This is a genomic window from Acinetobacter sp. TW_SC_4, assembly GCF_054861205.1.
Genome location: NZ_CM142174.1, coordinates 339,244 through 352,996, shown reverse-complemented (window position 1 = coordinate 352,996; position 13,753 = coordinate 339,244). Strand labels below are relative to the sequence as shown.

The window sequence follows — 13,753 nt, the reverse complement described above, 5'->3', positions numbered from 1 at the left end:
TGAATCAATAAAAAATCCCTCATTATTGAGGGATTTTTTATTTCTAAATAACCGATTTACTTCTTCTGAAATATATAAATCTGGAATTGTGCCATTAAATCGAATTGATCCTGCTGCTCAAGTACCAAACGGCGTTCAGGTTTGGCTTTATAAGCATAAGGAGTCATGGTAATCAGGTTTTTTAAATCTGCTTGTGCCAAAGTCATTGGCGCATCAATCACCTGTTCACTCACTAAATTAAATGCATCCTGTAACTGCTCGACAAATTTATGTGGTTCATGCACTTTCACTTCCTCAAATAAGGCTTCACGCATGGCATACAAATGTTGTGGTGCAGGTGTCACTACCATCAAATAAGATTTTGCCTTTAATACCCGCAAGATTTCCTGTTTCGGAATCGGGCTAAATAAGCTGGTACAGAGATCAATGGATTGATCCAATACCGGCAAGGTCGCCCCTGTTCCTACCACCCAGGTAATTTCTTTATTCAATTTGGCTGCAACCTGAACTGCACTTTTGGCAATATCTACGCCGACGCATTGCATGACTTCAGCCTGCATGGCATTGGTGTAATAGCCTTCACCACAACCAATATCGAGCAGATTTTCAATCCGCAGCTCACGGATTTTCTTGACCACAGCCTGTTGCAAAGGCGCATAATGGCCTGCACTCAGAAATGCACGGCGTGCCTGCACAGATTCAGGCGTATCGCCCGGATTTTTACTATGTTTATGCTGCACCACATGCAGGTTCACATAACCCTGCTTGGCCACATCATAGCTATGCTGATTGTCACAGCGCCATGTACGTTCATTTAAGCGCAACTGCTCACGACAAACAGGACACATCAGTAGGTTCATTTTTTAATTTCTCCAAAACAAAAAAGCCGGCATGCGCCGACTTTTTCAAATGCATTTCTTAGCGTAATTTTAAGGTCATTAGACCCAAAACTACCAGCATAATCGTAATAATCCAGAAACGGATGACGACTTGAGTTTCACGCCAACCTTTCTTTTCATAATGGTGATGCAAAGGTGCCATCAGGAATACTCGTTTATTACGCATTCTTAATGAACCGATTTGCAGGAAGACTGAAATTGCTTCCACCAGGAATACACCTGCCATAATCGCAAACACGATTTCCTGACGTACCATCACGGCAATCGTACCCAGCATTGCACCTAAAGATAACGCACCCACATCACCCATAAACACTTGAGCTGGATGAGCGTTATACCAGAGGAATGCCAGACCGGCACCGATCATCGCAGCACAGATCACCACCAGTTCAGAAGAATATTTCACATAAGGAATATGTAAGTAGTTAGCGAAACGTACATCGCCTGCCAAATAAGCAAATACCCCTAAACCTGCCGCAACCAGGACAATTGGCATAATTGCCAGACCATCCAGACCATCGGTCAGGTTTACGGCATTGGATGCACCATTAATCACGAAGTAAGTGAAAATAATGAAGCCAATTCCCAGCGGAATCACAGACAATGGAATGGTGTGATCCTTAAAGAATGGAATTAACACATCCAGCATATTGGCAGTCACTACCGGATTCGGTTGCTGCTGGGCGATCACATACAGCGCAATACCAGCACCCAAAGAACCCACTGATGTCCAGAAGAATTTCTTACGTGCAGGTAAACCGGCATTGTCTTTATAACGGATTTTAATCCAGTCATCCGCCCAACCAACGGCACCAAAAATCACCATCACCGAGAGCACAATCCAGACATAAGGATTCGTCAGGTCCGCCCACAGTAAGGTGGAGATCCCGATCGAGAGCAGGATTAATACCCCACCCATGGTCGGTGTGCCCATTTTCTTGGCATGATTCTCAGGAGCAAACGAACTTACTGCCTGACCATATTTTAGTGCCTGCAATTTGCGAATCATGATCGGACCCAAGACCAAACCGATAGTCATAGCAGTCAAAACGCTGAGCAAAGCACGTAAAGTTAAATAACGAACCACCTTAAACGTGCTATCAAAGCCCGCCAGCTGGTCAAATAGCCATAACAGCATTTAGAGTTTCTCCATCAATGCAGCCATTAATGTTTCCATATGGGTAAAACGCGACCCTTTAAATAGAAAAGACATTGGCTGGGGATGATGTGTTTCAATCAAATCAATTAAAAATGGTAAAGCCTGCTCCTGATTGAGGAAAGCCTGCATCTTCTTACCATATTGCGTACTACGTGCACCTTCTTGTGCAGCTGGAGCAAATTCACCCACAGCCACCACAAAATTAATGCCTTTGACCGATACCAGATCCCGACCAAGTTTATAATGCTCGATCGCGGCAGATGAACCCAGTTCACCGATATCACCGGTCACCATCACTCCAATACCCTGCTGCTGCGCTAAAACTTCAGCCGCTGCACGCATCGAGCTTGGATTGGCATTGTAGGTATCATCAATAAATAAAAAATCTTTGTGCGGAATAAAGTTCAAACGACCTTTGGCACCAACAGCCTGTTCAAGGCCAGCCACGATATCATCCAGACTAATACCAATCGCCAAAGAGAAAGCCACTGCTGCAGTTGCGTTCTGCACATTGTGTTCACCAGCAAATGGCAGATTTAAAGTTATAGTGCCTTGTGGTGTATTTAACGTGAAAGTCGCAGATTGTGGATGTAGTTCTACGTCAGTTGCATAGACATCACCGCCCTGACCAAAACTTAGAGTCTTCTCGGTTTTGACGGCTGCACGAATCTGCTCGGCATAATCATCCGCTGCAGGCACAATCGAAGTTTCAGAAATATGTGAATAGATTTCAGATTTAGCGCGACAAATCCCATCACGGCCACCAAACTCCCCTAAGTGTGCAGTACCGATATTAATGATACCGGCCACATGCGGCTGTACCAGATTGGAAGTGTAATCAATTTCACCCTGATGGCTCGCACCCAGCTCCATCACCGCATACTGATGTTCAGCACGCAGTTCCAGCAACATCATTGGGACACCCAAATCATTATTCAGGTTACCGCGAGTGACTAAAGTCGGTGCCAGACGTGACAGGATACTGCCCAGCATTTCCTTGGTCGTGGTTTTACCGCTACTGCCAGTCAAAGCAATGACTTTGAGCTGTGGATTTTGCTGACGACGATATGCGCCAAGATGACCCAGCGCCAGGCGAGTATCTTCAACTACTAGCTGGCAAATCTCTGCGTCAACAGGTTGGCTGACAATCGCGATTCCACAGCCCTTCTCAGCCACTTGGGCGATAAAGTCATGCGCATCAAAACGCTCACCTTTCAATGCCAGAAAAGCATCACCTGCTTCGGCATGACGGGAATCAGTTAAAATCCGCTTAATCTGGCCTTCAGGTTTTTTATCATTCAGCCAATAACCCTGAGTGGCTTGCTGTAACTGTTCAATTGTCCATGGCTCTAGAGGCACGGTACTTGTTGTTGAAGTATGCATGTAAAATCCTAATGCGCTGGAAATGCTAAATCACGGTTGTGATGCTGGGCATCAATCGCGGCCTGTACCTCGACCACATCATCAAACCAATGTCGCACCCCATCAATCTCCTGATAATTTTCGTGTCCCTTACCGGCAATCACCACAATGTCACCTGGCTGTGCCTGGTCGACTACAAAGCGGATTGCTTCACGACGGTCATGAGTTTCATGATAGGTTTTGCCTGAAAAATCGATACCCTGCTTCATGTCAGCGAAAATCTGGTTTGGATCTTCAGTACGTGGATTGTCCGAAGTCAGCACTGCAATATCAGCACCTTCGAGGGCCGCTTGGGTCATCAACGGGCGTTTGCCACGATCACGGTCACCGCCACAACCAAAAGCAACCCAGAGTTTTTGACTGACATGGCGCTTCAGCGTAAGCAAGACCTGAGTGAGGGCATCTGGAGTATGTGCATAATCCACAACAAATAAACGCTCATCATCACGAATGACCTGCATACGGCCTGGGGCACCTTTCAGCTCGGGCACAGTTGCGATTAAATCGGCTAATGCAAAACCGGCTTGCTCTGCCACAACCAGGCTGGCAACCAGATTTTCGATATTAAAATGACCCAGCAAAGGACTATGCACAGTAAATGTATCTTGTGCAGTGATCAATTTAAATTCAGCACCGGAAATACTGTACTGGATATCCTGAACCTGATAATCAGCTGCTTGCGACAAAGAATAAGTCAGAATTTTCGGCTGATTCGGATTGGCTTTTGCAGTATTCAGCATCACCTCTGCATGTGCGTCATCAATATTGAGGACTGCAACTTTCAGAGATTCAAAGCTGAATAAACGCGATTTTGCTTCTGCATAAGCTTCCAGCGTACCGTGATAGTCGAGATGGTCACGACTTAAATTGCTATAAGCCGCAATTTCAATCACACAACCATTCAGACGGCCCTGCTCCAGACCATGCGAACTCGCTTCAATTGAAGCAAATTCCGCGCCTGCCTGTGCATAGGCATGCAAGGCATTTTGCAATTGCAGGGCATCCAGTGTGGTATGAGAAGAGGCTTCCAGATTCGGCAAAACACCATTCCCTGTAGTCCCCATAACTGCACAAGCTTTGCCTTGCAGCATCAGCAACTCAGCAACCAGACGGGAAATTGTGGTTTTACCATTGGTACCAGTTACGGCCAGAATACGGGCAGCCTTGACCGGCTGAGTCGCTTTCAGATAGCGCTTTTGCCACTCGCCCATCAAGTGACGGACATTGGGTACTACTAAAGCTGGAGTAACACCTAGCTCTTGTTCTGAAATTACGGCCAGTGCACCCAATGACAGGGCTTTTTTGGCATATTCTGCGGTTTTTTCAGGTTGAGAGAAGCTGGTCAGGGCAATAAAAATTTGCCCCAGTTTAACTTTGCGACTGTCCAGTTCGAAACCCTGAAAGGATTGTCGCATCCACTCAGCAGGTTCTTGAACGGCGTAGAGATCTTGAAATGTAATGGACATTGATCACCTATTTACTGGACTTTGGGAGATTCTAAAGGTTTGTCCAACGGGACATTTAGCAGGCGTAAAGATTCCTGCATCACACGGGCAAAGACAGGTGCAGATACCGTACCACCATAATAAGACCCTTGCGGATTTTCCACGACCACCACCATAGCAATACGCGGATCACTCACGGGTGCTACACCAGCAAATAAAGCACGGTATTCACTAGTTGAATAGCCTTTACGGTCGGCACGCAATTTATGTGCAGTACCCGTTTTACCTCCAACACGATAACCAGGTACGGTTGCACGGGTTGCTGTACCACCAGGCAAAGTTGCTGTTTCCATCATCAGCAGAACCTGTTCTGCGATTTGTGGATCAATCATCTGCTCGCCTTGTGGCTGTTCTTCTAACTTATATAGACTTAAAGGCACTTTCACACCTTTGTTCGCCAGCATGGCATAGGCATCAGCCAATTGCAGCACAGTCGCATTCAGACCATAACCATACGCCATGGTTGCTACTTCAGACACATTCCATTTACTTGGCGGCAGAATCAGACCGGAACTTTCGCCCGGAAATTTCACTGCGGAACGCTGACCAAAACCAAGACGTTTATAGAAAGTCGGTAAAGTTTCATACGGCAGTGATAAAGCCAATTTGGCCACACCAACGTTTGATGATTTCTGGATAATGCCACCCAGTGTCAACTGACCGTAGTTATGCGTATCACGGATGGTGTGGTTTCCGACCCGCATACTACCTGGACTCGTATTGATCACCGAATTGGCTGTATATTTCCCACTCTCCAAAGCCATCGCCACAGTTAGCGGCTTCATGGTTGAACCCGGCTCGAAGGAATCGACAGCACCACGGTTACGCATTGCGTCTTTATTTAATAAGCCATTCTTGTCATTCGGGTTATAAGAAGGCCAAGAAGACATTGCCAGAATTTCACCAGTTTTGACATCGACTGCAATCGCCGTTGCGGAGCGGGCATTATTGGCGACACCCGCTGCAGTGAGTTCACGGTACATAATGTACTGTAAACGTGAGTCGATACTCAGGGTAATATTTTCACCCGGCTCTACTTCTTTAATCACTTCCGGTTCTTTAACCCGGTTGCCTTTTTTGTCACGGATAATCTGCTGTTCACCATCCTGACCGGCAAGACGGGTATTCAGCTGCATCTCCAGACCTTCGATCCCAGTTCCTTCACTATTGGTCAGACCAATAATCTGGGAGTTTGGCTGCGGCTGCGGATAATAGCGCTTATAGTTTTTCTCGGTATAAACGCCTTGGAAATTACGCTTCATGATCAGTTCCGCCTGTTGTGGCGGCACTTCTTTTTTCAGGATCAGATAACGTGAACGTGGACGCTCTTCCATCTTTTTGCGCAATTCAGCACGCTCCATGCCCACTGCATCAGCCAGCTCATCCAGATTCAGGTTTTTATCTGGGAGCTGGCGTTTTAGTTTACGGCTATTCGGCTCTTTCTGTAGTGCCAGCATGGTTTCATCATAGAGTTTTTTATTATCAAAATAGTCACGTGGGTCAATCACGATTTTCATAATCGGCGTACTGATCGCCAGCGGAATACCATTACGATCATAAATTACGCCACGCATGGCCTTGATGGTATTGGTTCGCAGAATATTGGCATTGGCTTTATTTTGCAGAAAGTCTTTATTGATAATCTGCACATAGAAAGCTCGGCCGATCAGTGTCACAAAACACAGCAGCACCACGGCCCACATGATGTAAAAACGGTTGATATAAACATTTAAGGCATTTTTCTCGGTGACGGACTGCTTTTTACGTACCGGTTGCTTCTTTCTCTTGTCTACCATGTTCGAGCGCTAGCCTTATTTTTTCTCATCTGAAGGTTGTGGTAAGGAAATCACGACACTCTGTGAAATCGGAGGTGAATACATCCTTAACTGGGTCACTGCACGGGTACCAATCTGCGCGGTCGCACCGAAAGTCTGCTGTTCAATCAGCAAACGTCCCCACTCTGCATTCAGGTCATCCCGTTCACGCAGATAAGTACTCAATTTGCGATTATCCTGACGGTATTCAAAGACCTGGAAGACGACAAATACCGCACTGATGAAGACCATCAACATTAATATGAGGTAAACAATGACTTTTTTCAGCCATAACTTTTCTGTTTTTTTATCAACCACTTCAGTTTTCATGATGTGCCTATTAAGCTAAACGTTCTGCCACGCGCAGCCATGCGCTACGTGAACGAGGATTGGCTTTAACTTCCTCATCACTTGCCTTGACCCGGGCGATTTTCTTTAAACGTCGCGTATCCTTTTGTTGTTGCGGCATTCCCCAGCCTGAATCTTCTTCAAGCGTTGATTCTTTTTGAATAAACTGTTTAATCAACCGGTCTTCTAATGAATGAAAGCTGATCACAGCCAAACGTCCCTCTGGTTTTAAAATTTCAACCGCTTGAGGGAGGAAAGTTTCAATATCTTCTAATTCTTTATTAATAGCAATACGAATTGCCTGGAAAGTTCGGGTGGCAGCATGTTTATTTTTTTCCCATTTTGGATGGGCAACTTTCACAATTTCCGCCAGTTTGGCTGTGGTATCAATATATCCGGCAGCCTTGATCGCTTTGGCTATACGACGACTATAACGCTCTTCCCCATACTGAAAAATCACATTGGCCAGTGCTTCTTCTTCAATATCCACCAGCCATTCTGCTGCAGTCGGACCTTGCGAGTTGTCCATACGCATATCCAGCGGGCCATCTTTCATAAAGCTGAAACCGCGTTCTGCCTGATCCAGCTGCGGTGAAGACACCCCTAAGTCAGCCATCACACCATCTACACTTTCAATACCCTGCTCAGCTAATGCCTGTTTTAAATCAGCGAAGCTGGCATGAATAATTTTAAAACGTGAATCTTCCTGTTCCAGTTCTGCGGCAACAGCCAATGCTTGCGGGTCTTTATCGAAGGCGTAGACGCGTGCATTTTCATCCAATTTGGAAAGCAATAAACGTGTATGCCCACCGCGACCAAAGGTTCCATCCACATAAATTCCCGTATTGCGACCAGCCAGTAAGGCATCAATCGTTTCGTGAAGTAATACAGAAATATGTGACATAAAAACTCAATCAATAGGGCGAAAAATTTAACTGCACATTATCACTCTGTTTAGCTAAAGCTCCAAACGACTTTTTGTAGATAAATATTAATTTCTATAGAGAAAACCGTTTTTATTTTTCGACAGCCGATAAAAAAGCCTCCATCGAGGAAGCTTTTTTATATTTTAAATTTATTTTCTAATCAACAGATTAACGCTTCGAGTTATAGATCTGGTCGAAGATTGCGCCATTCACAAAGTGAGTTTTCTGTGCATTGGCCCAGCCACCGAATACTTCATCAATGGTAAAGGTTTTAATTTTTGGGAACTGTGATGAATATTTGGCTAATACTTTCTCATTACGTGGACGGTAGAAATGTCGTGCTGCCATGTCCTGACCAAGTGGAGAGTAAAGATAGTTGATATAACCTTTAGCTAACCATTTATTGCCATTTTTATCCACTGTACGATCTACGATGGCTACAGAGGGTTCAGTCAGAATGGTCAAAGATGGATAAACGATATCAAACTTATTCTTACCTAAAGTTTTTTGCGTTACCAGAGCTTCATTTTCCCAAGTTAACAACACATCACCAATATTACGTTCAGCAAATGTGGTCATCGATGCACGTGCAGCAGAGTCCATCACTTTTACGTTTTTATAAAGCTTGCCGACAAATTCTTGGGCTTTGGCTTTGCTACCACCCGGCTGTTTCTCTGCATAACCCCAAGCTGACAGATAAACCCAACGTGGCAAGCCACCAGTTTTCGGATTTGGTGTAATAATTTCTACACCCGGTTTAGTCAGATCTTTCCAGTCTTTAATTCCTTTGGGGTTATCCTTACGTACCATGAAGACAATCGTTGAAGTATAAGGTGCAGAATTGTGCGGGAACTCTTTTTGCCAGCCTGGCTGGATCTGACCAGATCTTACGATCTCTTCAATATCGTTTGCCAATGCCAAGGTCACCACATCACCTTTTAAACCGTCAACCACAGAACGGGCCTGTTTACCTGAACCGCCATGAGACTGCTTAAAGTTCACATCAATACCGGTTCGTTTTTTCCAGTAGGCACCAAAAGATTTGTTGAATTCGTCATAGAATTCACGGGTTGCATCATAAGAAACGTTCAGGAATTCACGATCCGCGGCTTGGCTCGCAGTTGCAGTAAATGTCAGACCTGTTGCCAATAAGGCAGCACTAACCAGTGATTTTAATTGAGTTTTCATAAGAGCATCGGGAGATTATCTTTATTAGATATAACTATATGAAATAAAATTATTTTTCGCAATTGAGCAAACAAAGTGCATACAGGGTAATATTTAGTTATTTTTTGTTTTAATTTCATGTTTTATATAATAAAAATATCTAGATTAAAGGCTTATTCTATTTTTATAGCATTTTATGCTTTAGATATAAAAAAAACGGATAATAAATTATCCGCTTTCTACTTATGGTTCAGTAATTAGAATTATTTACGGTTTTCTGCAGAGATTTGATCGTAGATGGCTCCATTCACAAAATGGGTTTTCTGCGCTTTTGCCCAGCCGCCAAAGACTTTATCAATAGTAAAAGTCTGGATTTTCGGGAATTGTGCCGCATATTTTGCTGCTGCTTTGGCATCGCGTGGACGGAAGTAGTATTTCGCTGCCAGCTCCTGCCCTTTTGGTGAATATAAATAGTTCAGATAACCTTTGGCCAAATTACGGTTGCCATTTTTATCCACGGTCTTGTCGACAATCGCCACTGAAGGCTCAGCCAGAATAGAAATTGAAGGATAAACAATTTCATATTTATCTTTACCCAGACCTTGCGTAGCCAATAACGCTTCATTTTCCCAAGAGAGTAATACATCGCCGATCCCGCGTTCAGCAAAGGTCGTTAATGAACCACGCGCACCTGAATCCAGTACTTTGACATTGGCATAGAGTTTTTTCACCAGTTCTTTGGCTTTGGCATCATTACCACCCGGCTGTTTCAAGGCATACCCCCAAGCCGACAGATAAATCCAGCGCGGTGCACCGCCAGTTTTTGGGTTTGGCGTAATAATTTCAATGCCTGGTTTGGTTAGGTCATTCCAGTCTTTAATCTGTTTCGGATTGCCTTTACGAACCAGGAATACAATCGTAGAGGTATAAGGAGCCGAATTACTTGGGAACTCTTTCTGCCAGCCCTTTTCGATTAAGCCTGCATTGACGATTTCTTCGATGTCATTGGCCAGTGCCAAAGTGACTACATCGGCCTGCAAGCCATCGACCACAGAGCGGGCCTGTTTACCTGAACCGCCATGCGACTGTTTAAAGTTGACCGCTTGCCCGGTTTTCTGTTTCCAGAACTTGCCAAATTCTTCATTATATTCCTGATAGAATTCGCGGGTCGGATCATAGGAAACGTTGAGAAAGTCTTTTGCAGCATAGCCAGGAATGGCACTTCCGCCAAGTAATACTAAAATAGTAGAAGTTATTATCTTTTTCATGATTAGTGCTCATTGCTAATTTATCCAGCACTATATAAATAAAAAAATTAATTAACAATCATGTGTTTATAATATTCTATCCAATCATATTCTATTTTTGATATATATGCTCACAATTCATTTCGGATACATTTTCCCCTAAAAATTTAATATCCTGCTACAATATAAGACAGTTCTTCACGATCTCTACACAGTTATCTGTTACAAATAGGCAACTTAAATGTGGAAATTCTGAGATTTAGTAATTTTCCACAGAGAAATATTAGTTTTTTGTAAAAAATGTGACCTGGTTCTACTTTTTTATATCTAAATGTGATTAGATTGTAGCCAATATTATAACAACATTTTTAACAAAACAAGATTAACCAGAGCCAAGGAGGAAGTTTGGATATGAAATTTAAAATATTTACAGCCAGCATCCTAAGTCTTATCATGCTGTTCTCGATTCAACTTGGCCATGCCGTAGTTGTAAAAACAGAGCTACCTAAAGCCTCTGTAAGTGCAATTGAAGTGAAAACCTCACCAATTGAAAAAGCAATTCAGCAACATAAGGCTGATAAAAATGCTTTTCATACTGAGGATGAACTTAAAGCGCTGACTGCGTTCAAATCAAATCCGACTCAAAGCTTTTTTGCAGCTCAAAACCTGCGCTTTACCCGCTTTGTGCAAAGTATTTTTTCTCCGAGCAATTCATAAGACTTAGTTTTAGTTCTCCACATTCGTTATATTTTGCTCATCCTGAAAAGCCGCATCATTCAATGTTGAATAAAGCATTAAGTGATGTGGCTTTTTCGTTATAATAGCTGCAATTTTATATTTAAGATTAGATCCGGTTATGACTGTTCGTACTCGTATTGCACCTTCTCCTACCGGTTTCCCGCATGTGGGAACTGCCTATATTGCCCTGTTCAACCTGTGTTTTGCCAAACAGCACGGGGGAGAATTCATTCTTCGTATTGAAGATACAGATCAGCTGCGTTCTACTCCTGAATCTGAAAAAATGATTCTGGACTCACTACGCTGGTTAGGTCTGAACTGGTCAGAAGGCCCAGATGTCGGTGGTCCACATGCACCGTACCGTCAGTCAGAACGAATGAGCATCTATAAAAAATACGCAGAAGAATTGGTAGATAAAGGTCATGCCTTCTACTGTTTCGCAACAGCGCAAGAACTGGATGAAATGCGTGCTGAACAGCAGGCTCGTGGTGAAACTCCACGCTACGATGGCCGCGGTCTAAAACTATCTAAAGAAGAAGTGGCACGTCGTCTGGCTGCTGGCGAACCGCATGTCATCCGTATGAAAGTGCCGACTGAAGGGGTATGTACCTTTAATGATATGCTCCGTGGTGAAGTAGAAATTCCCTGGGCGCAAGTCGACATGCAAATTCTGCTAAAGACGGATGGCCTGCCAACTTACCATCTGGCAAACGTGGTCGATGACCACCTGATGCAAATTACTCATGTGATTCGTGGTGAAGAATGGATTCCGTCTGCACCGAAACATCAGTTGCTGTACAAATACTTTGGTTGGGATATGCCAGTCCTGTGCCACATGCCGCTACTGCGTAACCCGGACAAATCAAAACTGTCTAAACGTAAGAACCCAACTTCAATCAACTACTATAAAGACATCGGTGTATTGCCAGAAGCGTTGTTGAACTATCTGGGCCGTATGGGCTGGTCAATGCCAGATGAGCGTGAAAAATTCACTTTGGCTGAAATGATTGAACACTTTGACATTAACCGTGTCTCTCTGGGTGGTCCTATCTTCGATGTTGAGAAACTCAACTGGTTAAATGGCCAATGGATTAAAGCTCTCTCTCCTGCTGAACTGTTAGATACCTTACTGGCTTGGAAAGCAGACCGTGCCAAACTGGAAGAAATCGCTGCTGCAATTCAACCACGGATCAATCTACTGTCTGAAGCAGTGAACTGGTCAGCGCACTATTTCAACCATTTCCCGACTTTGACTAAAGAACAGTTCGAAAGCAAAAAACTTTCTGAAGAACAAGTGCGTCAAAGCCTGCAATTTGCGATCTGGCGTCTGGAAAGCCTGTTCACCTGGAACAATGACACTGTCAGCCAAACACTGATGGATCTGGCGAATCAGATGGGCGTTAAATTACGTGACTTTATGCCAGCGTTCTTTATTGCGATTGCCGGTTCAACTGCTTCTACCCCAGTTATGCAGACCATGGTTACCATTGGTCCGGATCTGACTTTTGCCCGTCTGCGCCACGCGCTGGAAGTTGTCGGCGCCCCTAGCAAGAAAGAAGTAAAAGCTTGGGAAAAACTTAATGAGAGTCTGAAACTGTCGAAAAATGAAGCAGTTGATCAAGCTTAATTTATTTTTTAGTTGACGGCTGAGCGTTATACCCATAATATAGCGTTCACACAGACTGGGGTCATAGCTCAGTTGGTAGAGCGCTACAATGGCATTGTAGAGGTCAGGAGTTCGATCCTCCTTGACTCCACCAAATAAGTCTTGCTTTACCTGTGTATTTGCCTCATTTGTCCCTATCGTCTAGAGGCCTAGGACATCGCCCTTTCACGGCGGTAACCGGGGTTCGAATCCCCGTAGGGACGCCACATTCAAGATGGCAACATCTTAATAAAAAACCCAAGCATTGTGACTTGGGTTTTTTATTGTCTGTCTGTTTTATATTGGCGGTATTTCGGTTTTTGCGTATCTTCCGATAAAATAATCAGTAATTTAGAATTTTGGAGTAGTAATGCAATATCGTTGCCCTAAATGTCAAAGCCCAAAAATCATGCCCGTTGCTCAGCCAGGTCAACCGGCGGCGCGCCCAGTCGTGCCTAAAAGCCTGATCATGCTGGTGCCTGCCCTGTTTGTATTATTGCTGCTGGTCATCATTAGCATCGCGATGTGGATTTTTGGAGATGGTGCAGGTACGACTTTACAGACCGCTACTGTGATCGTGTTTATTATCTGTCTGATCGCAGGCTTCATGTTCTATAAAGATTTGCCTGATTTTAAAATTTCCATGCAGGCTTTCATGCAAAGCCAAAAGAAATGGAAATGCCGTGAATGCAATCATGAGTGGGAAATCTGATTTCTAGAGTTCACTCATTTTCAAAGCCGAAAAATCTTGCATGTTTATGCAAGATTTTTTTATTAGTAAAACTAAATCTTCTAACCCCTAATATTAAAATGTCGACTAGAACAATAAATTCATATTTTTCCCAATTTACTTCACTTTTAAAATGAAGTTTTTTTATTTCTA

12 protein-coding genes and 2 tRNA genes are annotated in these 13,753 nt (G+C 43.8%); 5 read left to right on the top strand and 9 right to left on the bottom strand.

Features of this window, described 5'->3' with window-relative positions; genetic code table 11:
- Positions 1–56: 56 nt before the first annotated feature.
- From ACWM1W_RS01635 to ACWM1W_RS01595, 9 genes are all read right to left on the bottom strand, one after another.
- Positions 57–860, bottom strand: a complete 804-nt coding sequence (locus ACWM1W_RS01635; protein ID WP_375725954.1) for a putative RNA methyltransferase — start codon at positions 858–860, stop codon at positions 57–59.
- A gap of 58 nt (positions 861–918) precedes the next feature.
- Positions 919–2,037, bottom strand: coding sequence for a phospho-N-acetylmuramoyl-pentapeptide-transferase (gene mraY, locus ACWM1W_RS01630; protein ID WP_375725953.1), 1,119 nt, complete (start codon positions 2,035–2,037; stop codon positions 919–921).
- Complete coding sequence (locus ACWM1W_RS01625; RefSeq protein ID WP_375725952.1) at positions 2,038–3,441, bottom strand: UDP-N-acetylmuramoyl-tripeptide--D-alanyl-D-alanine ligase; 1,404 nt, start codon at positions 3,439–3,441, stop codon at positions 2,038–2,040.
- 8 nt (positions 3,442–3,449) lie between these two features.
- Complete coding sequence (locus tag ACWM1W_RS01620; RefSeq protein ID WP_375725951.1) at positions 3,450–4,946, bottom strand: UDP-N-acetylmuramoyl-L-alanyl-D-glutamate--2,6-diaminopimelate ligase; 1,497 nt, start codon at positions 4,944–4,946, stop codon at positions 3,450–3,452.
- 11 nt (positions 4,947–4,957) lie between these two features.
- The gene (gene ftsI / locus ACWM1W_RS01615) at positions 4,958–6,781 is read right to left on the bottom strand and encodes a penicillin-binding protein PBP3 (RefSeq protein ID WP_375725950.1); all 1,824 of its coding nucleotides are present in this window, start codon (positions 6,779–6,781) and stop codon (positions 4,958–4,960) included.
- Between the two features lie 15 nt (positions 6,782–6,796).
- Positions 6,797–7,129 (bottom strand): cell division protein FtsL, encoded by a 333-nt coding sequence (gene ftsL, locus ACWM1W_RS01610; protein WP_004787146.1) that lies wholly within the window; start codon positions 7,127–7,129, stop codon positions 6,797–6,799.
- A gap of 10 nt (positions 7,130–7,139) precedes the next feature.
- Positions 7,140–8,051: a 16S rRNA (cytosine(1402)-N(4))-methyltransferase RsmH gene (gene rsmH / locus ACWM1W_RS01605; RefSeq protein WP_180104162.1), complete on the bottom strand. Its 912-nt coding sequence runs from the start codon at positions 8,049–8,051 to the stop codon at positions 7,140–7,142.
- A 190-nt stretch (positions 8,052–8,241) separates the two neighbouring features.
- A complete protein-coding gene (locus ACWM1W_RS01600) occupies positions 8,242–9,261 on the bottom strand; it encodes a sulfate ABC transporter substrate-binding protein (RefSeq protein ID WP_159122700.1) in 1,020 nt (339 codons plus the stop codon).
- Between the two features lie 242 nt (positions 9,262–9,503).
- Positions 9,504–10,508 (bottom strand): sulfate ABC transporter substrate-binding protein, encoded by a 1,005-nt coding sequence (locus ACWM1W_RS01595; protein ID WP_375725949.1) that lies wholly within the window; start codon positions 10,506–10,508, stop codon positions 9,504–9,506.
- Between the two features lie 390 nt (positions 10,509–10,898).
- On the opposite strand from ACWM1W_RS01595, the gene ACWM1W_RS01590 reads away from it, so the two are divergent.
- The 5 genes from ACWM1W_RS01590 (at position 10,899) to ACWM1W_RS01570 (ending at position 13,582) form a co-directional block, all read left to right on the top strand.
- Positions 10,899–11,204, top strand: coding sequence for a hypothetical protein (locus ACWM1W_RS01590; protein ID WP_180013405.1), 306 nt, complete (start codon positions 10,899–10,901; stop codon positions 11,202–11,204).
- A gap of 139 nt (positions 11,205–11,343) precedes the next feature.
- Complete coding sequence (gene gltX, locus ACWM1W_RS01585; RefSeq protein ID WP_375725948.1) at positions 11,344–12,852, top strand: glutamate--tRNA ligase; 1,509 nt, start codon at positions 11,344–11,346, stop codon at positions 12,850–12,852.
- 57 nt (positions 12,853–12,909) lie between these two features.
- Positions 12,910–12,985: transfer RNA gene (locus tag ACWM1W_RS01580), tRNA-Ala, on the top strand.
- 36 nt (positions 12,986–13,021) lie between these two features.
- Positions 13,022–13,097, top strand: a tRNA-Glu gene (locus tag ACWM1W_RS01575).
- A gap of 143 nt (positions 13,098–13,240) precedes the next feature.
- Positions 13,241–13,582: a hypothetical protein gene (locus tag ACWM1W_RS01570; protein ID WP_004787163.1), complete on the top strand. Its 342-nt coding sequence runs from the start codon at positions 13,241–13,243 to the stop codon at positions 13,580–13,582.
- The last annotated feature ends 171 nt before the right edge of the window (positions 13,583–13,753 follow it).